At 58.4% G+C, this 20,272-nt stretch carries 17 protein-coding genes; 3 read left to right on the forward strand and 14 right to left on the reverse strand.

From position 1 onward, the window contains the following. Window positions 1-146 precede the first annotated feature (146 nt). The 3 genes from AB0A83_RS00795 to AB0A83_RS00805 all read left to right on the forward strand — a co-directional run bounded on the left by AB0A83_RS00795 (window position 147) and on the right by AB0A83_RS00805 (window position 5,429). The gene (locus tag AB0A83_RS00795; RefSeq protein ID WP_367155139.1) at window positions 147-707 is read left to right on the forward strand and encodes a hypothetical protein; all 561 of its coding nucleotides are present in this window, start codon (window positions 147-149) and stop codon (window positions 705-707) included. Window positions 708-791: 84 nt separating this feature from the next. Next, window positions 792-1,097 carry an antibiotic biosynthesis monooxygenase gene (locus tag AB0A83_RS00800; RefSeq protein WP_367155140.1) on the forward strand — a complete coding sequence of 102 codons (306 nt, stop codon included), beginning with the start codon at window positions 792-794 and terminating at the stop codon, window positions 1,095-1,097. A gap of 45 nt (window positions 1,098-1,142) precedes the next feature. Continuing rightward, a complete protein-coding gene (locus AB0A83_RS00805; protein WP_367155141.1) occupies window positions 1,143-5,429 on the forward strand; it encodes a DEAD/DEAH box helicase in 4,287 nt (1,428 codons plus the stop codon). A 706-nt stretch (window positions 5,430-6,135) separates the two neighbouring features. On the opposite strand, the gene AB0A83_RS00810 is transcribed toward AB0A83_RS00805, so the two are convergent. The 14 genes from AB0A83_RS00810 to AB0A83_RS00875 form a co-directional block, all read right to left on the reverse strand. Further along, window positions 6,136-7,032, reverse strand: coding sequence for a hypothetical protein (locus AB0A83_RS00810; RefSeq protein ID WP_367155143.1), 897 nt, complete (start codon window positions 7,030-7,032; stop codon window positions 6,136-6,138). A gap of 113 nt (window positions 7,033-7,145) precedes the next feature. Then, on the reverse strand, window positions 7,146-7,940 hold the full coding sequence (locus AB0A83_RS00815) for a hypothetical protein (protein WP_150046102.1): 795 nt from the start codon (window positions 7,938-7,940) through the stop codon (window positions 7,146-7,148). Window positions 7,941-8,152: 212 nt separating this feature from the next. Then, complete coding sequence (locus tag AB0A83_RS00820; RefSeq protein ID WP_150046103.1) at window positions 8,153-9,400, reverse strand: TIGR03862 family flavoprotein; 1,248 nt, start codon at window positions 9,398-9,400, stop codon at window positions 8,153-8,155. 16 nt (window positions 9,401-9,416) lie between these two features. Then, a complete protein-coding gene (locus AB0A83_RS00825) occupies window positions 9,417-10,289 on the reverse strand; it encodes an aldo/keto reductase (protein WP_150046104.1) in 873 nt (290 codons plus the stop codon). A 90-nt stretch (window positions 10,290-10,379) separates the two neighbouring features. Continuing rightward, window positions 10,380-10,847, reverse strand: coding sequence for a nuclear transport factor 2 family protein (locus AB0A83_RS00830; protein ID WP_150046105.1), 468 nt, complete (start codon window positions 10,845-10,847; stop codon window positions 10,380-10,382). Window positions 10,848-10,911: 64 nt separating this feature from the next. After that, entirely contained in the window at window positions 10,912-12,273 is a 1,362-nt protein-coding gene (locus AB0A83_RS00835; protein WP_150046106.1) for a sigma-54 dependent transcriptional regulator, read from the reverse strand. Next, window positions 12,270-14,423, reverse strand: a complete 2,154-nt coding sequence (locus AB0A83_RS00840) for an ATP-binding protein (protein WP_150046107.1) — start codon at window positions 14,421-14,423, stop codon at window positions 12,270-12,272. Before AB0A83_RS00840 ends, AB0A83_RS00835 begins: the two co-directional genes overlap by 4 nt. Then, window positions 14,405-14,989: a DUF4390 domain-containing protein gene (locus AB0A83_RS00845; protein ID WP_367155145.1), complete on the reverse strand. Its 585-nt coding sequence runs from the start codon at window positions 14,987-14,989 to the stop codon at window positions 14,405-14,407. Before AB0A83_RS00845 ends, AB0A83_RS00840 begins: the two co-directional genes overlap by 19 nt. Continuing rightward, window positions 14,964-16,259: a 16S rRNA (cytosine(967)-C(5))-methyltransferase RsmB gene (gene rsmB / locus AB0A83_RS00850; protein ID WP_367155146.1), complete on the reverse strand. Its 1,296-nt coding sequence runs from the start codon at window positions 16,257-16,259 to the stop codon at window positions 14,964-14,966. The genes AB0A83_RS00845 and rsmB overlap by 26 nt, the downstream gene beginning before the upstream one ends. Then, window positions 16,256-17,182 carry a methionyl-tRNA formyltransferase gene (gene fmt / locus AB0A83_RS00855; protein ID WP_367155147.1) on the reverse strand — a complete coding sequence of 309 codons (927 nt, stop codon included), beginning with the start codon at window positions 17,180-17,182 and terminating at the stop codon, window positions 16,256-16,258. Before fmt ends, rsmB begins: the two co-directional genes overlap by 4 nt. Window positions 17,183-17,189: 7 nt before the next feature. After that, window positions 17,190-17,696, reverse strand: a complete 507-nt coding sequence (gene def, locus AB0A83_RS00860; protein WP_150046111.1) for a peptide deformylase — start codon at window positions 17,694-17,696, stop codon at window positions 17,190-17,192. A gap of 179 nt (window positions 17,697-17,875) precedes the next feature. Next, window positions 17,876-18,256, reverse strand: a complete 381-nt coding sequence (locus AB0A83_RS00865) for a VanZ family protein (RefSeq protein ID WP_150046112.1) — start codon at window positions 18,254-18,256, stop codon at window positions 17,876-17,878. A 4-nt stretch (window positions 18,257-18,260) separates the two neighbouring features. Beyond that, a complete protein-coding gene (locus AB0A83_RS00870) occupies window positions 18,261-18,809 on the reverse strand; it encodes a response regulator transcription factor (RefSeq protein WP_150046113.1) in 549 nt (182 codons plus the stop codon). Continuing rightward, window positions 18,787-20,157 (reverse strand): ATP-binding protein, encoded by a 1,371-nt coding sequence (locus AB0A83_RS00875; RefSeq protein ID WP_150046114.1) that lies wholly within the window; start codon window positions 20,155-20,157, stop codon window positions 18,787-18,789. The genes AB0A83_RS00870 and AB0A83_RS00875 overlap by 23 nt, the downstream gene beginning before the upstream one ends. Window positions 20,158-20,272 lie beyond the last annotated feature (115 nt).

Raw genomic sequence — 20,272 nt, forward strand, 5'->3', positions numbered from 1 at the left:
GAAACCGGCAACCGTTTTTTCCGCGATGGTTATGGTTACTATCGGCGAGGTTCAGGCCGGCATCGATTTGACGCGTGAGCACGATTCGGCGCAACCACAGCGGCTTACGCAGCTTGGCGCTATGGTATTCGTCATGAAAGGCTTTTATGGTGCAACGTTCATTACTCATTGCTGTACTTTTACTTCCCGCCGCCGCTTGGGCATTCATCAAGCCCGTACGGGTCGTTGCCCCCCGGCTGACAGGTATTTCATGCAGCAGCGAATTCATCTGCACGGACGCCCCGGCTCGATACCCGGAAGCCGCTACGCTTTACGATGAGGCTGTGCATTTTGTCGAGTCGGCCGCCGGCCCGATCGGAAAAAAGCCTCGCGTCACGTTCTGCGCGACCGCAGCCTGCTTTCAAGCCTTTGGCTTAGGGAAACGTTCGGCCGCTACTATCGGCACCTTGGGTATTGTGATCAGCCCTCGCGCATGGAAGCCTTACTATGTGCGCCACGAAATGATTCATCACTTGCAATACGAGCAACTTGGCATGATAAAGGTGTGGCATGGTCCCGAATGGTTTATCGAAGGGATGGCGTACGCATTGAGCGAAGATCCGCGTCCCCAGTTATCCGAGTCCTTTGAACATGACCGTTCCCGGTTTAAGAATTGGTATCGGCAGGTCGGCAAACAACAGCTTTGGATCGAGGCAAGTCATCTATGAACACGCACAGTCCCGCGCTCAAACCGGATTGCGTCGACGCGCCGTCCTTGCGCCGCACCAGCTGGGAGAGGTAGCGTCCGTACCATGATTCTCGAGGTCGCCCCACTCCGGGTCCGAGCCGGTCAAGCTGAAGAATTCCAAGCCGCCTTCCTGGAAGCGCAGCACATCATTTCGGCAATGCCCGGCTGCTTGTCTCACGAACCGGGGCGCTGTCTCGAGCATCCCAATGAATATATTCTGTTGGTGCGCTGGGCGTCGCTGCAAGCCCACGAAGCCGGCTTTCGCCAGTCGCCGAGGTACCAGGAATGGAAACGGCTGCTCCATCACTTTTATCAGCCTTTTCCGGCCGTGTCCCACTATGCGTCGGTACCAGGTGCCGACGGCGGCTAAGCCATCCCGTCCAGACTACGTCTTGCAGTTGCGCGCGAACCGCCTATGCCCTTAACCGCTTTCCATCCCCTCGTGGCCGATTGGTTTACCGGGCGATTTGCCGCGCCATCGCAGGTACAGACCCAGGCCTGGCCGGCAATCCGGGCCGGACGGCAGACGTTGATTGCGGCGCCGACCGGCTCCGGCAAAACCTTGGCGGCATTTTTGGCGGCGATCGACGACTTGTTGCAGCAAGGATTGCGTGCACCGTTGCCGGACGCAACCCGGGTGTTATACGTGTCGCCGCTTAAAGCCCTGTCCAACGACATCCGCAAGAACCTGGAACAACCCTTGGCCGAAATCCGCTTCATGTTGCTGGAGGCCGGCCTGCCGGACGTAGCGATTCGCGCCCAAACCCGCACCGGCGATACCTCGCCGGCCGAGCGGCAAGCCATGAAACGTAATCCGCCGCATATCCTGGTCACCACGCCGGAATCTCTGTACATCTTGTTGACTTCGGATTCCGGCCGGGAAATGCTGAGCACGGTGCATAGCGTCATCGTCGACGAAATCCACGCCTTGGCCGGCAACAAACGCGGTGCCCATCTGAGTCTGTCGCTGCAACGGCTGGACCGTTTGTGTCCGACGCCGCCGGTGCGCATCGGCATCTCCGCCACCCAGCGGCCGATTGAGTTGATGGCCGCATTCCTGACCGGCAGCGAGGCGCGGCCTTGCACCGTCATTGATACCGGGCACGTGCGCCGGCGCGATCTGGCAATCGAAGTCACCGGCTCGCCGCTAGAGGCGGTGATGGCCGCCGAAGTCTGGAGCGAAATCTATCAGCGGCTGGAAGACTTAATCGCAGAGCATCGCACGACCTTGATCTTCGTCAACACCCGCCGGCTGGCCGAACGGGCGGCGGCGGCTCTGGCCGAGCGCCTGGGCGAGGACTGCGTCACTTCGCACCACGGCAGTCTGGCCAAGGAACACCGCTTGAACGCCGAACAGCGGCTCAAGCAGGGCAAGCTGCGCGCCTTGGTCGCCACCGCATCGCTGGAGCTGGGCATAGACATCGGCGAGGTCGATCTGGTATGCCAACTCGGTTCGCCGCGCGCGATCTCAGCCTTCTTGCAACGGGTGGGCCGCTCCGGCCACCGGCTGGGCGCAGTGCCCAAGGGCCGGCTGTTTCCGCTATCGCGCGACGATTTAGTGGAATGCACCGCGATTCTGGCGGCCATCCGCCGCGACGAACTGGACCGCATCCGCGTCCCCGACCATCCGCTGGACGTATTGGCTCAGCAGATCGTCGCCGAAGTCGCTTGCGGCGAGTGTTCGGAACCGGACTTGTTTCAACGCTTCGCCGGAGCCTGGCCCTACCGCGCGCTTAGCCGCGAGCAGTTCGGCAACGTGGTCAAGATGCTGGCCGACGGCTACCACACCCGGCGCGGGCGGCGTGGCGCCTACTTGCACCGCGACGCGGTACACGGCCAGCTGAGGCCGCGCAAAGGCGCCCGCCTGACCGCGGTCTTAAACGGCGGGGCGATTCCCGACCAATTCGACTACGACGTGATCATGCAGCCGGAAGGCCTGTTCATCGGCACGCTGAACGAGGACTTCGCTTTCGAAAGCCTGCCGGGCGACATTTTTCAGCTCGGCAACAATTCCTACCGGATGCTGAAAATCGAACAAGGCCGGGTCTTCGTCGAAGACGCTCACGGCCAACCGCCCAACATTCCGTTCTGGTTCGGCGAGGCGCCGGGGCGCAGCGACGAACTGTCGCAAGCGGTGTCCGAGCTGCGCAGCCTTATCGACGTCTTGCTGGAAACGGGCACAGAGGCCGCCAGCCGCTATTTACATGGCGAGTTGGCGTTGCCGGCAGCGGCGGCCGAACAATTGCTGCATTATCTGGCCACTGCCAAAGCTGCGCTGGGCGTGCTGCCTACCCAACAAACCATCGTGTTCGAGCGTTTTTTCGACGAAACCGGCGACATGCATTTCGTGGTGCATTCCTGCTACGGCTCGCGGATCAACCGCGCCTGGGGCTTGGCGCTACGCAAGCGCTTTTGCCGGCGCTTCAATTTTGAGCTGCAAGCGGCGGCCAACGAGGACAGTCTGGTGCTGTCGCTGGGGCCGACCCACAGCTTTCCGGTAGCCGAACCCGCTCAATACTTGAAGGCCGCCACTGCGGAACAAGTGCTGATACAGGCCTTGCTGGCCGCGCCCATGTTCCCGACCCGCTGGCGTTGGGTGGCCAATACCGCGTTGGCCGTGCCGCGCATGCGCGGCGGCAAGAAAGTCCCGGCCTATTTTCAGCGCAACGACGCCGAGGATTTGATCGCACTGGTGTTCCCGGATCAATTGGCCTGCCAGGAAAACATCAGCGGCGAGCGGCAAGTGCCGGATCACCCCTTGGTGCAACAAACCTTGTACGACTGCCTGCACGAGATCATGGACGTCGACGGTTTGCTTAACATCCTCAGCGGTATCGAACAGGGCACTATCGCGGTGGTGGCGCGCGATTTGACCAGCCCTTCGCCGTTGGCGCTGGAAATCCTGAACGCCCGACCCTACGCCTTTCTCGACGACGCGCCGGCCGAAGAGCGGCGCACGCTGGCGGTGCAACAACGGCGTTTTCTAGCGCCGGAAGATGCGGCCGAGATCGGCCGTCTGAATCCGGACGCCATCGCTCGGGTGCGGCGCGAAGCCTGGCCGGAGGTCGCCAATCCCGACGAATTGCACGACGCGTTGTCGGTTCTGGGATTTATCAGCGCTGCGGAAGGGCGGCGCGGCGCGGCGGCCACGCTGGCTGAAGTCGGCCCGGACTGCACACCCTGGTTCGACAATTTACGTCGCAACCGCCGCGCCACCTTGCTGACGATTCCCGGCGGTCATTCGTTATGGGTAGCGGCGGAACGCCTGCACGCCTTGTTGAGCGTATTTCCTGCGGCGGGTATGGAACCGGAGATTGCCGCGTTAGACGTAGAAACCGACGACCGCGACAGCGCACTGCGGGAAATCGTTCGCAGCCGCCTGGAAGGTTTGGGACCGGTCAGCGCCGCACAATTGGCCGAACCTTTGGCACTGCCGGCGACTGCGCTGGAACCCGCTCTACTGGCTTTGCAAAGCGAGGGTTTCGCGATTCAAGGCCGGTTTAGCGACGGCAGCGAAGTGGAATGGTGCGAGCGCGGCCTGTTGGCGCGTATCCATCGCTATACCTTGAAACAGCTGCGTAGCGAGATTGAGGCGGTTGCCCCGGCCGATTTCATGCGCTTTCTATTCCGCTGGCAGGGCGTGGACGCGACCGGCCGGGAACAGAGCAATCTGCCGCAGCGCCTACAGCAACTGGAGGGCCTGAGCTTGCCGGCGATCAGCTGGGAGGCCGACGTGCTGCCGGCGCGGGTGCCGGGCTATTTGCCGAGCGAACTGGACACGCTGTGCGCCAGCGGCAAACTCGTCTGGCTACGACTGGCCCCGTCCGCCGGCAAAAGCCCCGGCCAGCGCAAACTGCCGGCCGGCAAAGCCAGCGCTATTAGCCTGCTCGGCCGCGACAGCTTGCCGCACTGGCGCGCCTATGCGCCGCTGCCGTCCTTAGCCGACATCGAACTGTCCGGCATCGCGCTCAGGGTATACCAGGTGTTGAAAGGCTTGGGCGCCAGCTTTTTCGAAGAATTGGTGGCCGAAGCCGGCTTGCTGAAAACCCAAACCGAAAGTGCGCTGGCGGAACTGGCGGCCTGGGGTCTGGTCAGCGCCGACAGCTTTCAGGGCCTGCGCACCTTGATTACCCCGCAGCCGGTACTGCATCGGCGCAGCAAGCGCTATCCGGGCTACGATCCCTTCGCCGCGGCCGGACGCTGGTCCTTGCTACGTCAGCCGCCGCAAGTCGTCGACGCCGATCGTTACCATCACTGTGAATACTTGGCGCAAGTGCTGCTGCGCCGTTACGGCGTAGTATTCCGCAAACTGCTGGAACAGGAAGACGTACTGCCGAGCTGGCGCGATTTATTGTATGTATTCCGCCGCCTGGAGGCGCGCGGCGAACTGCGCGGCGGCCGCTTCGTGCAAGGCTTTGCCGGAGAACAGTTTGCCTTGCCGGAGGCCTTGGACATGTTGCGCGCCGTCAAGCGCCAGGCCAAGGCGGGCGAATTCGTCACCCTGGGCGCCGCCGATCCGTTGAACTTAACCGGCATCGTCACGCCCGGCCAACGCATCGCCAAGCAAACCGGGCGGCGCATTCTGTACCGCGACGGCCTGCCGCTGGCCGCCAGCCAACAAGGCGGGGTCAATTTCCTGCAGGAGTGCGCCGTGGAGGAGCAGCCGCACTTGAAACTGGCGCTGTTGCGCCGGTTGCGCTAAATGCCGTGCCGAAAGAATTGGGCTATTTTGAAAATATGGTTGGCAGGGCAGCAGCCGGACTTTATCGGTAGGTCAAGCAAACGGTTGGAATTTCGCAGCCTTGTCCAATGACACATGAGCCTGAGCGAGGCGTTGTATTTCCAGCGCGAGATGAGCTTGGAAGCGCAAAAGTCGGGGGCATGGAGGCATTCGTGACGATACAAACTCAAGGACTAAAACGCTGGCGTAAGTACGAGCCTTTGTTTCCGGCAATCAGGCCGTCGCGTTTACGCTGACGGATCGGGTCGAGGCTTACGGCTGGATGAGCGATACGCTCAAGCAGTTTCGTTGTGCCCGCTGCACCCGTGCCGATATATGAAAAGTTTCGCTCATTGCCCGAGGCGGCAAGCTATCTCAAACCGGAAACCACCTTGGAAAAGCTGGAGATATTCGCCGCCCAACACCTCAATGAGGCTAGGGCGACACTCTTTCAATCAATAAATCCCAACAGAGTGGCGCTTAAGATCGTTCTCGCAAACAACCCTCGTCCAGGCTCATGTGTCCGGATTGAAAAATACTGATGACCGCATGACCGATGTTTCCGCCACAGCCAAGCCGGCCTCTATCCGAGCGAATTATGGAATGCGCGTATTATCCAGTAATCATCGTTTTAAATCATTAAGATACAGGCATGCTTGGCTTTTTAAGTCACGGATTCAGGATAATCTTAATGGCAAGCGCCTTTTACCGGGCCGCGACCGCTGCCGGTATTGGGTTTAAAAAACGGGGTACCTAGGATAAACGGTTTTGCGTCCCAGGCTTCCCAGTATTGCGGATTTTGGATTTCGGCCGAGCTCAGGGTGACCGCCCGGTTGGCATTGACTAAAAATGCCGTAATCAGCCAAGGTCCTTGTGGTAGGCGCTTGCCGCGCGCCGCTTTGTCGAACAGCATCGGCGCGCCGAACAAGGTTGTCGAGAACTCGCTGCCGAGAAAACTGTCTGCGGGTTTGTAAATGGCCTTGGCCGGATCTACTTCCGTGATATTGGAATAAGGTTGCAGCGAAGCCGGGTTGTCGTTGAAAGCCGGATTGGTCACTACCCATATTTGCGCGTATGGGAAGACGGCGTCGGAGCCGCCGGCCAGCCAGGCTTGCTGAAATTGGCTATTGCTTCCGTTGGCGTTCGGATTGACCAAAAACACGTATAGATGGTTGTCCATGATGCCGTCGCTAGCGGCGGCACCGGAGGCGGTCAAGTTGTCCTCGTTGACGACGGTAATCTCGAAATTGAATTGGTCGGACGGCAGCGTAGTAGCGGCCGGTTTGACTTTATTGGCTTTCGCCAGTCCGAAGCTTTGATTGGTTTTGGTGCACGGCAACCAGGGCTGAGTCGAATAGATGCGGGCGAGATTCGCGTCCGCACCGGCGCTGGCGACCGGGGCGGTGACAGTAATGCTTACCGACGGCGCGGCTAAAACCGGCAGGGTCAGAAGGCAAGCGAGCGGATAGAGGTAGAACTTTATGCGGTGCGGAAGGGTTTGGGGGCTGTTTAGGATTTGGCTAAAAATAACTTCGCGAAATGACTTTTCCTGCCAAACCGTGCGTGCCGAGCTCGGTCGACGCATGAACGGTTTGGCGCGGTGGATGCTCGGACTTTCCCGTCCATCCTTCGACAAGCTTAGGACGAACGGGAAAGTCCTGGTTACCCGAAACAGGGAATTGATGTGTAACCATAACCTTAATGACATTGGCCGTTGCCTCCGCTTAAGCCGGTGCCGGTGGTCGGCTTGGGAAACGGCGTACCGAGCAAAAAGCTACGCGCATCCCAAGCGTCCCAATTTTGCGGATTCTGCAGCTGGTTGGCGCTAATGGTGTTCCAGGGCAGTTTTTTGGCGTTGATCAGCATGGCCACTGCGATCCACGGTCCTTGCGGCATGTATTGGGCAAGGGCGCTGGTCCCGCGCCAGGCGGTGTCGAAAAACATCGGCCCCTCCAATAAGGTTGCGGCAAAAGTGGGCGACGTGAAGCTGCCGGCTTTTTTGAACACCGCTTGCGCCGGCTTTAGGGTTTTCAAATTGGCAAATGGTTTCAATAACGACGGATTGCCGGAAAACGACGCATTCATCACCGCCCAAACCTGGGCGACCGGCACGATTTCGCTCATATCGGCGGCGGATTTGAAGGCGGACGCCGATCCGGTCGCGTTGGGGTTCAATAAAAAGATATACAAGTCGTAATCCATTTTGTTGTCGCCGTTTAAATCCTGGTTGGTGACGGTAATATCGAATTGCAAGGCATCTTTTGGCTGGGTGGTGCCGGCCGGCGAGACGGGGTTGATCAGGCCGAAGCTTTCGTTGGATTCGGTGCAAGGAAGCCAGGGCATCGTGGCGTAAATGCCGGTGAGAGTGCTGTCGGCTCCGGCGGTGGTATCGGGAGCCGTTACCGTCAATTTCACGCTAGGTGCCGCAGAGCCGGTTTGCCAAAAGCAACAGACAAGGGCAACCAGCATCTTGCAAAAATGACTATCTACCATGAGGTTTACGGGGATTGTGGTTACGGTTCGGTCGAAAGTCCGGATAGTTTAGTTGTTTGTAATAACTATGACGACCTCGCGTTGCCGCGCGACTTTGCCCCGAAGCGTTAGTAGGCGCATGTGTTTGCTGGGGCGCGGTCTCGTAGCGGCACGGCCTCGTTCCCACCAGATTGACCTATGGATTTAGGGACGGCGCCCAGGCTTTATGAGTGTCAGTCGCCGTCGGCCGGGGCGGTTGCCAGCCAGTCGGCGATGGCGGTTCCGGCCCAATGACCGCTGGCCAGGCAAGCGCTGAGCAAGTAGCCGCCGGTGGGGGCTTCCCAATCCAGCATTTCGCCAGCACAGAATACGCCGGGCAACTTTCGCAGCATCAAATGGTCGGTCATTTCCGAGAATTTTACCCCGCCCGCGCTGCTGATCGCCTCCGCCAGCGGCCTGGGCGCTCGCAACTGCACGGGCAAGGCCTTCAACAGCTCGGCCAGCTTGTCGCCGTCGTTCAATACGGCTGGCGCAGCAATTTCCCGCAACAAGGCGATTTTAATGGCGCTTAAGCCCAAACGTTTGCGCCAGTAATTGCTGGTCGATTCCTTACCGCGCGGCAGTTGCAACCTTTCCAAGGTCGAGGACAGCGAGCGGCCCGGCAATAAATCCAATCGGATTTCGGCCTGACCTGCCGCTGCGATAGCGTCGCGCAACTGTGCGGAAGCGGCGTAGATCAAACCGCCCTCCAAACCGTATGCGCTGACGGTCAATTCGCCTTGCAGGGCATGGCTGCGGCCGGATGAGTCGGAAAATTCCAAGCGAACCGGCTTGAGCGGCTGACCGGCGTAAGTTTCCCGGAAGCGAGCGCTCCAGTCGACTTCGAAGCCGCAATTGGCCGGGCGTAGCGGGGCGATGTCTATGGCGTGCCGGGTTAATGCCTGTACCCAAGCCGCGTCGGAACCTAATTGCGGCCAGCTGCCGCCGCCCAGCGCCAGTAACACCGCCCGGGCCCGGCAAAGCGTATCGCCGTGCGGAGTGTGAAACCGTAACTGCCGGTCGTGCCAATCCAGCCAGCGGTGGCGCATGTGAAAACCTACGCCTCGCCCGCGCAAGCGGTGCAGCCAGGCGCGCAATAACGGCGCGGCTTTCATTTCGCTCGGAAACACCCGACCGGAACTGCCGACGAAGGTTTCTATCCCCAAATCGTTGGCCCAAGCTCGCAGGGCTTGCGGCGGGAAGGCGCGCAGCATGGGTTCCAAATCGCGACTGCCGCTGCCGAAGCGGGACAAAAACGCATCGAAGGTTTCGCTATGGGTTAGGTTCAAACCGCCTTTGCCGGCCATCAGGAACTTGCGTCCGGCGGACGGCATCGCGTCGAACACGTCTACTTCGATACCGCGTTGCGACAAAACCTCCGCGGCCATCAGGCCGGCCGGTCCTGCGCCGATGACGGCGACCTTGGTTGTGTTTGGCGTCACGGTACCGGCGAGAGCATCAGGATTGATCCGTAGTCGCGAGCAATAGGGCCTCGATTTCGGCGCATTCCGAAGCGCTGAGCTCGAAGCCGAAAATCGCCAAATCTTGTTGCATGTGCTGCGGGGATGAGGTGCCGGTTAACGGTACGATGCCCAACTGGGTTAGGCAACGAAAGAAAATCTGCGCCGGAATCACGCCGTATCGTTCGCCTAAGCTAACGAGCAGCGCGTGTTTGAGCACGTGCGGGTTGGCGGTCAGCGTCCAAAAGCTTTGATAGACGATGCCGTGCCTGCGGCAGAAGGCGCGGATGGCTTGGTCGTAGCCGGTTTGCGCATAAAAACGGTTTTGCACAACGGCCGGTTTAACCTGCGCGGTTTGGTGAAGGTATTCGAGCAATTCAGGCTCGTAGCAATTGCTGATCCCCAGTTGTTTGACGTCGCCTTGCGCGACCAAGGCCTCCAGCGCCCGCCAGGCTTCCAGGGTTTGTTTCCGATCGGCCAGCGGCGAATGCAGGATCAAACCGTCCAGATAGTCGGTTTGCAGATTGTCGAGTGAAGTTGCGAACGATTGCGCCACTTGTTCGGCCAGTCCGGCGTTGGCATCGTAGGGGATGCGGAGCGGGTCGTGGCCGTTCAGCGGGGTGAATTTGGTTTGCAGATACAAGTCCCTGCGCTCTATTTCGGAACGGGCGCAGGCCGCGGCAATCGCCGCTCCGACGCCGGCTTCGTGATAGTGTTTGGGTTGGCAGGCGGTGTCTATGCCGCGAAAACCTTGGGCTATGGCCAGCTCGACCAGTTCTTGCGTACGTTCCTGTTTCCACGCGGTGCCGTAGAGGATGCGCGGCATGCTGACGCCGGCGGCGCTTAACACGGTATTGGGGGCTGCGTTCATCGAAATTACCTGAGTCTCAAATGCCGCCTAGCTTAGCGCAAATGCCCGGCCGAATGCGTGCCGAACCCGGGCACGATAGAGGCAAAGGCCTCACAACCCGAGTTCGCTGAGGCTGGGATGATCGTCCGGTCTGCGACCCAACGGCCAAAAGAACAGGCGTTCGCTTTCGATGATGGGTAAATCGTTGATGCTGGCGAAGCGGCGACACATCAGGCCGTGCTCATTGAATTCCCAATTCTCGTTGCCGTAGCTGCGAAACCAGCTGCCGGAATCGTCGTGCCATTCGTAGGCAAAGCGGACCGCAATGCGGTTGTCGGTATAGGCCCACAACTCCTTGATCAAGCGGTAATCCAATTCTTTCGCCCATTTGCGTTGCAAAAATTCGCGAATTTGGCCGCGGCCTATCGGGAATTCGGCTCGGTTGCGCCAGCCGCTGTCTTCGGTATACACCTGCACGACTCGCTCGGGATCCCGACTATTCCAAGCATCTTCGGCCATGCGCACTTTTTGCGCGGCGGTTTCGACGGTAAAGGGCGGTAAGGGTGGTTTGGTTTCCATCTCAGTCTCCGAGGGTTGAGCGTTGTTGTTATTGTTATCGGTTGAAAACCGGCGTCGCACTATCCTACAGTTTAATTTTCAACGAATGTAGTTTACGGTACAAATGGGTGCGTTCCATGCCTATGGCCGAGGCCAGTTTGGCGACGCTGCCGCCGTTCTTTTCGAAATGGTATTCCAGATACGACTTTTCGAAATGGTCTCTGGCTTCTTTGAGCGGCAGGTTGAAAAACTCGGGTACGTTGCTGCCCAATTTCGGTTGCTCGGCGATCGAGCCCAGGGCGTTTTTGACTTCATCCAGTTCGATGTCGTCGCCGGCGCCCAGTATCATCAGACGCTGAACCAGATTGCGCAGTTCGCGCACATTGCCGGGCCAGACGTAGTTGCGCAGATAGTTTTGCGCGGCCATGGAAAAGCGGCGAAACGGCAGTTTTTCGTGAATGATGAAATGGTCCACGTAATAATTCAGCAGGCTGGGCACGTCTTCGCTGTGCTCGCGCAAAGCCTGAATTTCCAGGGTTACCTCATTCAACAGGTAATACAAATCCTGGCGAAAGCGGCCGCTGTTGACTTCTTCGTCCAAAGCCATCCGGGTCGAGGCGGCTACCCGCACGTCCACCCGCACCGCTTGGCTACCGCCGACCCGTAAAAACGAACTGGACTCCATGGCGCTCAGCAGGCGTGCCTGAGTTTCCGGATCCATACCGCCGATTTCACCCAAGAACAAAGTGCCGCGATGGGCTTGTTCCAACAAACCGCGATATATGCGACCGTTATCTTCCCGACCGAAAAATTCCACGGCAGCGTTTTCCGGGGCGATGCTGCCCACCGAGACGTCGACGAACGGGCCGTCGCGGCGCGGGCTGTTGTTGTGCAGATAGCGGGCGAACATCTCTTTGCCGACACCGGGTTCGCCGACGAACAACACACGGGTATCGTGTTGCGCCAAGCGTTTGACCTTGTCTTTGGTGCGTTCGATCACGGCGCTTTTGCCGACCGGTTCGACGGTGATCATCAATTGTTGTTTTAGTCCGGCGTTTTCCCTTTGCAGCAAGCTGGCTTCCAGCGCGCGTTCCACGATCAACAGCAGTTTGGCCATCGATAATGGCTTTTCCAGAAAATCGTAGGCGCCCAAACGGGTAGCCTCCACGGCCGACTCCACTGAACCGTGGCCGCTCATCATGATCACCGGGCACATAGCGCCATCTTCGGCCACCCATTCGCGCAGCAAGGTAATCCCGTCGCAGTCCGGCATCCAGATGTCCAGCAGGATTAAATTCGGTTGGCGTAGATTTTTTTGCCGTCTGGCTTCGGCGGCGTTTTCCGCCATGGCCACTTCGTAGCCTTCGTCGGCCAGAATTTCAGATACCAATTGACGAATGTCCTGTTCGTCGTCTACCACCAGTATGTAGGGCGCTTGCTTGTTCATGCACTGTTTCCATATTCAAAGACCGGGAGCTGGATTACGAAACCAGCGCCCGCATTATAAGATGTATCCACCCAAATCACGCCGCCGTGTTCCTCGACGATTTTCTTGACGATGGCCAGGCCCAGCCCCGTGCCTTTAGCCTTGCTGGTGACATAGGGCTCGAAAATCGTTTCGATTTGTTCCGTATTCAAACCGCTGCCGTTGTCGTAAAGCGCCAATTCGACGAAATCGACGTTGTTGCGTTCCGCTTTGCCGATTCTGACTTCGATGTGGCATTGCTCGCCGGTGGCTTCTTGGGCGTTCTTGATCAGGTTGTGCAGCACTTGGCGGATGCTGATCGGATCGACTTCGACGATGGCTTGCCGGGTGGCGAACTTGGTAGTAAACACGATGGCGCTTTGATAGAGGGCCAGCACTTCCTGGATCAATTCGATCAAGTTGATTTTTTCCACCCGCTTTTTGGACGGACGAGCGTATTCGGAAAAATCGTCGACCATGCGCTTCATGGCTTCCACTTGTTGCACGATGGTACGGGTGCCGCGTTGCAAAAATTCGGCCGGGCCGTCTTGCAGTTCCTTGGACAATTTGTGCTGCAAGCGCTCGGCCGATAACTGAATCGGCGTCAGCGGGTTCTTGATTTCGTGAGCCAAGCGGCGCGCGACCTCGCCCCAGGCTGCATTCTTTTGCGCCTGGATCAAGTCGGTGACGTCGTCGAATACCACCACGGCGCCAACCCGGCTGCCGTGTTGCGAAAACAGCGGCGTACCGCGACATAACAGTTCTTGGCGGCCGTTCGGGCCTAAAAACACGATGCGCTGCTCCCAAATGTCGTCGGCTTTTTCCAGCAACTGTTCTATGGTCAACAATACGTCGGCCAGTTCCTGGTGGCGGCCGGCCAGCTCCGGCAGGGTTTGGTCGACGAAATGGCTGACCGGAATGTGCAGAATCCGGTAAGCGGCCTGATTGGCGGTGCGAATATGAAACGTGGCGTCGAAACTGATCACGCCGGCGGTCAGGTTGGACAAAATGGTTTCCAGATAGGCGCGTTGGTTTTCCACTTCCAGGCCGGCGGCGCGGGTTTCGTCGCGCGAGCGGGCGATGCGTTTGGTCATTTGATTGAAGGATTCCACCAAAAAGCCCAAGTCGTCCTGGCTCATCACCGGCAGTTCGTGTTGATAGTCGCCGGCCGCCACGGCTTGGGTGCCCTTGACCAGCTCTCTAACCGGAGCCACGATGTTGCGTATGCTGATAAACGCCACCCATATCGCGGCCAATAAGCTGAGCAGCAATACCAGCAGCAAAATCAACGAAAAGCTGGTTTTCAGCGCATTGCGCAAAAACGTCATTTCCTGATAGCGGATAAAGGCGAATTCGATCGAATCGGCCAAATCCGTGACCCGAACCGGAATCGGATACAGTACTTGCAGAAAGCGGCTTTGATTGCGGTCTATCGGCAAAATGATGCGTACCAGCATTTCGTCGTTGTCGCCGGGGTCGAAGGCGAAGTATTCCTTGTTTTGCCGCAGTTGCAGCCAGATTTGTTCGTCCGGCATATGCGGCAAAATGTCGGTCGGATTGGCGCTGCTGGAGGCCAATATCCGCCCCTGGCTGGAAAAAGCCGCCATTTCGGTGGCGCCGGATTCCAACCATAAGCTGCCGATTTCCAGCGCGATCAGGCTGTCGGAGTTATCTTCCAAGCGGGCGGCGATCTGCCGGGTTTGTTTGATATGCCAGTTCATGCGTTGCGCCAAGCTCGATTGGCTGAGCTCCAGCGCGTCGTCCATCGCCCGGTCGATTTCCACGTTGAACCAGCTGTCTATGCCTTGATGCAGGAACTGCACCGAAAAGTAATAAACGATGGCCGCCGGCGCCAGGGCCAGCACGACGAATAAAGACACCATGCGCGTGGTCAAACGCGAGCCGGCTTCTTTTTTCTTCAGTTCGCGGATCAGCGAATAGGCGTTGACCACGACCAGAGCCAACAGCATGATGGAACCCAGGGTGTTGATGACCAACAACCAGGAATGCATCTCGCTGAGTTTGGAGGATTCCTGGGTGGAACTGCTCATTAGCTGCAAGGACAGGACGATGAAGCCGAACAGGATGGCAATGGAGGCGCTGGCGGGCAGTTTTATTTTGGAATTGGGCATATGAACCAAGCGCTGGATAAAGACCATTGGGAATCCAGATACGCGAAAGGGCGTAGCGGAACGGGTAGCGTTTCCCGGTCGAATCTGATTTTTAACGCCAGTTTGTAGCGTTTGCCGGGCTGAAACAGCGCTGCGGGAATTGGGGCCAGGCCTTGCAAGCCGGACATGAAGTTCAGCGCGGCATTCAGGGTTAAATACATTTCGCTTTGCCGGGTGGGCGGGGTGACTTCGTATTGGTTCAACAAGGCGTGAAATTGCAGGGTATAGGGTAGTTCCCGGGCATATACCACCGCGTCGTACCAGCGCCCGATTTCGCGGATTTGCAAGTCTACCATCCAGGTTAGCGCTACCCCTTTCAGCAAAGCGTCTTTGGCGGTGGGGCTCAGCTGATAATCGATGCGGGCCTCGACCGTGTAGGCCGGCGGCGCGTGTTGCGAGGCGTCGGAAAGTTGTGCGTGGCGGATGCCGACACCAAAACCCAAGTCAGTTGCAAAGGCCTGGCCAGGCGCAAGTTGCCAAGCCCACAATAAAATCGCCCAGCTAAACCGTTTTACCGAGCTTGGCATAATAAAAACCGTCCATTTGCCGGTCGCCCGGCAGAATTTGCCGGCCGTGCGGACGGGCGATGCCCCAATGCGCCTTGATGGGCAATTCCCTCGCTTCGGGGTGCCCGGCTAAAAACTCGGCGATTTGCCGTTCGTTTTCGCGCTTCGATATGGAGCAGGTCGCGTACAACAATAGCCCGCCCGGCGCCAGCAACGGCCATACGCTTTCCAGGATAGCGCGCTGCAAGCCGACCAGTTGGTCGATGTCGCTTGGCCGTCGCAGCAGTTTGATGTCCGGGTGGCGGCGAATCACCCCTAAGCCGGAACACGGCGCGTCCAGTAGTATCCTGTCGAACGCGGCATCACTCGCCCAGCTGGCCGGGTCTGCCGCATCGGCAGCGCGCAGCTCGGCTTGCAGTCCCAGGCGGCGTAAATTTTGTGCCACCCGTTCCAGCCGCTGCGGATCGACGTCGACGGCCAGCAGGTAACGCAAGCGGGGTTCGCGCTCCAAAATGGCGGCGGTTTTGCCGCCGGGTGCCGCGCAGACATCCAGAACCCTTTGGTCGCTGTGCAGTTCCAATAGCTCGGCCGCCAGTTGCGCGGCGCCGTCTTGTACCGAGACCCGGCCGTCGGCGAAACCGGGCAGTTGTTCGACGCTTATGGCCTGATCCAGCACCAGGCCGCTGGCGCAATCGGCTATCGGTTTGGCGCCTATACCTTGTTCGGTCAGGCTCTCTAAGTATTGCGCCCGGTCGTTGCGGCTGAGGTTGACGCGTAAAGCCAACGGCGGCGAACGGTCGTTGGCGGTTAAAATCATGCCGGCCTGCTCGGGCCAGTCGCTTTCTAGCAAATCCAACAGCCAGGCCGGATGGTTTTGCCTGGCCTGCCGTTCGGTCGCCGCGGCTTGCAGCAGCGTTTCGCTGTCGCGCAAATAGCGGCGTAACACCGCGTTGACCAAGGATTTTGCCCAGGGTTTGTGATGGGCCGCGGCCACGGTCTCGGAGACGGCCGCATGCGGTTTGACGCGCATATAGCGCAACTGGTACAGGCCTGCCAGCAGCAGAGCTTTGACGTCGCTGTCTTTGGCTTTCAAGGGCTTGTCCAACAAGCGCCCGAGTAGGTAGTCCAGTTCGAAGTAATGGCGGATCACGCCGTAGCAAACCGCTTGAATAAAGGCGCGGTCTTGGTTGTCCTTGATCTTGCCTAGATGCTGGTCCAGCGCCGCCGTCAGGGATTGGCCGTCGCCGATCACTCTGGCCAGTATTACGGCTGCGCAGTTGCGTTGTTTCATGCGCCCAGTCGAACGCCGTCGATAGCGTGGGCGTTGAGAAAGTCCTTGCCGGCGACGCGTTTGCCGCCCGGCATTTGTACTTCCAACAACCTGACTACGCCGTCGCCGGTGCTGACGTCGAGAGCATGTGCGCCGCAATCGACGCTGCCGGGCGGCAGGTCGCTGCGCGTGCCGGGCAGGCAGGAGTTCCATACCCGCAGCACTTTGCCGTGCAATAAGGTTTGCGCGACCGGCCAGCCGTTCAGGCCGCGGATCTTGCGGTCCAATTCCTCGGCGCTGAGCCGCCAATCCAGTTCGGCTTCGTGCTTGTCGAGTTTATGCGCGTAAGTGACCAAGGCTTCGTCTTGGGGTTGTGCCGAGTCATTGCCGGCGGCGATGCGATCGACCACCTCGACCAGAGCTACGGCACCCATCTGCGCCAATTGATCGTGCAAACTACTGCTGGTGCTGGCCGCAGTGATCGGACAGGCGACTTTATGCAGCATGTCGCCGGCGTCCAGCTTTTTGACGACCCGCATGATGGTAACCCCGGTTTCCCGGTCGCCGGCCATCAGGGCGCGGTGTATGGGCGCCGCGCCGCGCCAGCGGGGCAACAGCGAGCCGTGGACGTTGATGCAGCCCAAGCGGGCGGCGTCTATCACGGCCTGCGGCAGAATCAGGCCGTAGGCCACCACAATCATTAAATCCGCGTTTAAAGCCTTTAGCGTTGCAATGGCCTCGGCGGCTTTGAAGTTTTCCGGCTGATAAACCGGTAGGCCGGCCTGCAACGCCAAGTGCTTGACCGGGCTGGGGCTTAATTTGCGGCCCCGGCCGGCGGGCCTGTCCGGCTGGGTGTAAACCGCGCAAACCTTGTGCTGCGAATTCAGCAAGGCTTGCAAACTGGGTACGGCAAACTCCGGCGTCCCGGCGAAAACGATGTCCATGGCGATGTTATTGGCCCTGTTGTTTGTGAATTTTTTCCAGCTTGGCTTTGATGCGATTGCGCTTGAAGGCGGATAAATAATCCACGAATAACTTGCCCTGCAAATGATCCATTTCGTGTTGTATGCACACGGCCAATAGACCGTCGGCCTCCAGTTCGAAAGATTCGCCCGCCCGGTTCAGCGCTTTGATCTTGATGCGTTCGGCCCGGCTGACTTTTTCGAAAAAACCCGGCACCGACAAGCAACCTTCTTCCGACTCTTCTTTGCCGGTTTCTTGGATGATTTGCGGGTTGATCAAACAAATCGGCTCGTCCTTGTTTTCGCTGACGTCCATCACGATCACGCGTTTGTGCACATTGACTTGGGTCGCGGCCAAGCCGACGCCCTTGGCGGAATACATGGTTTCCAACATGTCGTCCACCAACTTTTTGATATGGTCGTCGACTACGGGAACTTCCTCGGCCACATTGCGCAAGCGGCGGTCGGGAAATTCCAGGATCGTCAAAATACTCACCTAAAACTCCGAAAATTAACGCGAATGTAACGATTTTATCTTTTTTTGCTTTAATCCGAAATACGCAGACACGCTGTCGGCTTTGGGACGAGGCCGAGTTGTCCGATCCGGGCAGAAGGCGGTGGGCTGCCGAGCAATATCGGGTTGGCCGGACGAAAAGGGCCTAGGGGCGCAGGCGGTTAAGGTACGGCGTTGAACAGAGGCAGCAAACGCCGGCGGTAACATAGGACGGACGCGGCGCTTGCGCCCAAGGTATCCGCCAGCCAATCCAATGCGCTGGTTTCCCGGCCGGGAACGAAGGATTGGTGCCATTCGTCGCTAAGGCCGTACAGGCTGCAAAATGCAGCGCTCGCCAGTGCCAGACGCAACTCGCCGAATCCGGTGTGGCGCAGTGCGCGCCAGCTGCAAATGCCTATCGCAAAATAAGCGGCGGCATGCTCCAGCTTGTCTTGCCAGTCGAACATCATGGGAACCGGCAGGGTTTCCTGGGCCGATAGCCAGAAAATCAGGCTGCAAAAGCCTAGCAAAACGCTGAAGTCTAAGGTGCGGTTGTTTAACATCGGGTCACTCCCTAACCGGACGCTTTTCCAGTTTGCGTTGCAAGGTGCGCCGGTGCATGTTCAAGGCGCGGGCCGCGGCGGAAATGTTGCCGTCGTGCTGCATCAGCACTTTTTGCAAGTGTTCCCATTCCAAACGTTTGACCGATAACGGGTTGTCGCTGATTGCCACGCTAGCGTCGCCTTCGTTTCTATGCAAGGCGCTGACGATTTCGTCCGGACTGGCGGGTTTGGTCAGATAGTGAATCGCGCCCAATTTAATGGCTTCGACCGCGGTGGCGATACTGGCGAAACCGGTCAGCATGACGATTTGGGTGTTGCTGTCGAGCGAGATCAATTTTTTGACCATCTCCAAACCGGAGTCGTAACCGATGCGCAAGTCGATGACCGCATATTCGGGTTCGGTTTGTTCCGCCAGCGCAATGGCGGTGTTGACGTCGTTGGCAATGGTAACTTGAAAGTTACGCTTTTCCAAGGCGGGCTTCAGTACCGTACAGAATGTCACGTCGTCGTCGACTAGCAATAAATTGGGTTTATCCGTGGTAACTTCGGTCATAAGCACTCTCCTTAGTAATTAACGGTAAGTGAATTTCGACGCAAGCGCCGCCGGAATCCAAATTGTTGAAGCTGATCGTACCCTTGAGGCGTCTAATTGTGGTGCATGCCAAAAACAAGCCGACTCCCATGCCTTGTTTGTTGCTCTTGACCGGCTGTTGCCCGGCGAAACCGACCAGTCCGGGCGGCAGGCCGGGGCCGAAGTCGCGAATTTTAACGCATAAGTTGTCTATGTCCCATTCGGCGTGAAACTCGATACCGGCATCCTCTCGGGTGACTTCCGAGGCGTTGTTGAGAATGTTGATCAAGGAATGCGTCAGCGTGCGCTCGGCGATGATTCGCGCGTCCAGGTCGACATTATGCGCAATGAACAATTTTAGTTTGGTGGCGGCTTTATGGGTGCGCCATTGTTTCAGTACGTCGTCCAAATACTCGCTAACGTGGACGACTTTGCCGGATTCGGCGCGCATTTCGCCGGCCGACGCCGACATAACCGACAAGGCTTGTTTGCAGCGGTCTAATTGCTGTTTGAGGATGACCAACTTTTCGTTCAGTTCCGGAAAGCGACATTCGGGGAAGTCTTCGGCGATTTGATGGGTCAGGATGGCAATCGTCCCTAACGGCGTCCCCATGTCGTGGGCGGCGTTGGCGGCCAGCGTGCCCAGCGATACGACTCGCTCGTCGCGCAGGGCCGCTTCGCGCGCTTCGGCCAGGCTGCGCTCGCGTTCTTTCAGAGTCTTGGCCAATGCGACCACGAAAAACGCCACCAGGCCGGAACTGAATACGAAGCCGAACCACATGCCGAAAATGTGCAGATTGAAATAGCGCCGATCTTCCAGCAGCTGCATGCGCAAACTCATTTCCGGCGTCAAGTTGGTCATGTGGTGTTCGGCATGCGGTGCCAGCGCCGGCAACGGAATGTTGTAGGCAATCAGAACGGTGTAGACGCAGGAGGTGATGATCACCATGTTCCAGGCGTAAGATTGCGGCAGCATGATTGCGGTGACGATCAGCGGCAACAAAAATACCCAGATGATCGGATTGGAGGCTCCGCCGGTCAAGTACAAGAGATAGGCCAAGGCCAATACGTCCATGCAGATTTGCGAAAAAATCTCGTGTTCGGTCACCGGTTCCGGGGTGCGCAGCCGCAGCCAGGTATACAGATTTAAAATCGATATCGCGAAAATCGCCAGCCATAACTGGTTCATCGGTAGTTCGATGCCCAAGCCGTGTACGGCGATGAACACCAGGATGACCACTCCGAACAACAACAGGTTACGCAGGATGTACAACCAGTTTAAGTTTTCCCGAATGGAGATTTCGGCTTTGGGGAGGATGTGTGACAGCATAGCGAGGGCATTGAAAAACCTAACCGGGCTATGGTACTCCTGTTTGTGCGGCGGGCGGCAATAATTCGTCACCCTGAACCTCATTGTGGGAGGGGCACCACGGTCGCGACAAGGA

The organism is Methylomonas sp. HYX-M1, from assembly GCF_040741385.1.
Lineage (GTDB): Bacteria > Pseudomonadota > Gammaproteobacteria > Methylococcales > Methylomonadaceae > Methylomonas > Methylomonas rhizoryzae.

Excerpts from the sequence above, each read along its gene's own strand:
- AB0A83_RS00795 (WP_367155139.1), top strand. The coding sequence starts at position 147 with ATGGTGCAACGTTCATTACTCATTGCTGTACTTTTACTTCCCGCCGCC.
- AB0A83_RS00800 (WP_367155140.1), top strand. The coding sequence starts at position 792 with ATGATTCTCGAGGTCGCCCCACTCCGGGTCCGAGCCGGTCAAGCTGAA.
- AB0A83_RS00805 (WP_367155141.1), top strand. The coding sequence starts at position 1,143 with ATGCCCTTAACCGCTTTCCATCCCCTCGTGGCCGATTGGTTTACCGGG.
- AB0A83_RS00810 (WP_367155143.1), bottom strand. The coding sequence starts at position 7,032 with ATGCGTCGACCGAGCTCGGCACGCACGGTTTGGCAGGAAAAGTCATTT.
- AB0A83_RS00815 (WP_150046102.1), bottom strand. The coding sequence starts at position 7,940 with ATGGTAGATAGTCATTTTTGCAAGATGCTGGTTGCCCTTGTCTGTTGC.
- AB0A83_RS00825 (WP_150046104.1), bottom strand. The coding sequence starts at position 10,289 with ATGAACGCAGCCCCCAATACCGTGTTAAGCGCCGCCGGCGTCAGCATG.
- AB0A83_RS00830 (WP_150046105.1), bottom strand. The coding sequence starts at position 10,847 with ATGGAAACCAAACCACCCTTACCGCCCTTTACCGTCGAAACCGCCGCG.
- AB0A83_RS00835 (WP_150046106.1), bottom strand. The coding sequence starts at position 12,273 with ATGAACAAGCAAGCGCCCTACATACTGGTGGTAGACGACGAACAGGAC.
- AB0A83_RS00840 (WP_150046107.1), bottom strand. The coding sequence starts at position 14,423 with ATGCCCAATTCCAAAATAAAACTGCCCGCCAGCGCCTCCATTGCCATC.
- AB0A83_RS00845 (WP_367155145.1), bottom strand. The coding sequence starts at position 14,989 with ATGCCAAGCTCGGTAAAACGGTTTAGCTGGGCGATTTTATTGTGGGCT.
- rsmB (WP_367155146.1), bottom strand. The coding sequence starts at position 16,259 with ATGAAACAACGCAACTGCGCAGCCGTAATACTGGCCAGAGTGATCGGC.
- fmt (WP_367155147.1), bottom strand. The coding sequence starts at position 17,182 with ATGGACATCGTTTTCGCCGGGACGCCGGAGTTTGCCGTACCCAGTTTG.
- AB0A83_RS00865 (WP_150046112.1), bottom strand. The coding sequence starts at position 18,256 with ATGTTAAACAACCGCACCTTAGACTTCAGCGTTTTGCTAGGCTTTTGC.
- AB0A83_RS00870 (WP_150046113.1), bottom strand. The coding sequence starts at position 18,809 with ATGACCGAAGTTACCACGGATAAACCCAATTTATTGCTAGTCGACGAC.
- AB0A83_RS00875 (WP_150046114.1), bottom strand. The coding sequence starts at position 20,157 with ATGCTGTCACACATCCTCCCCAAAGCCGAAATCTCCATTCGGGAAAAC.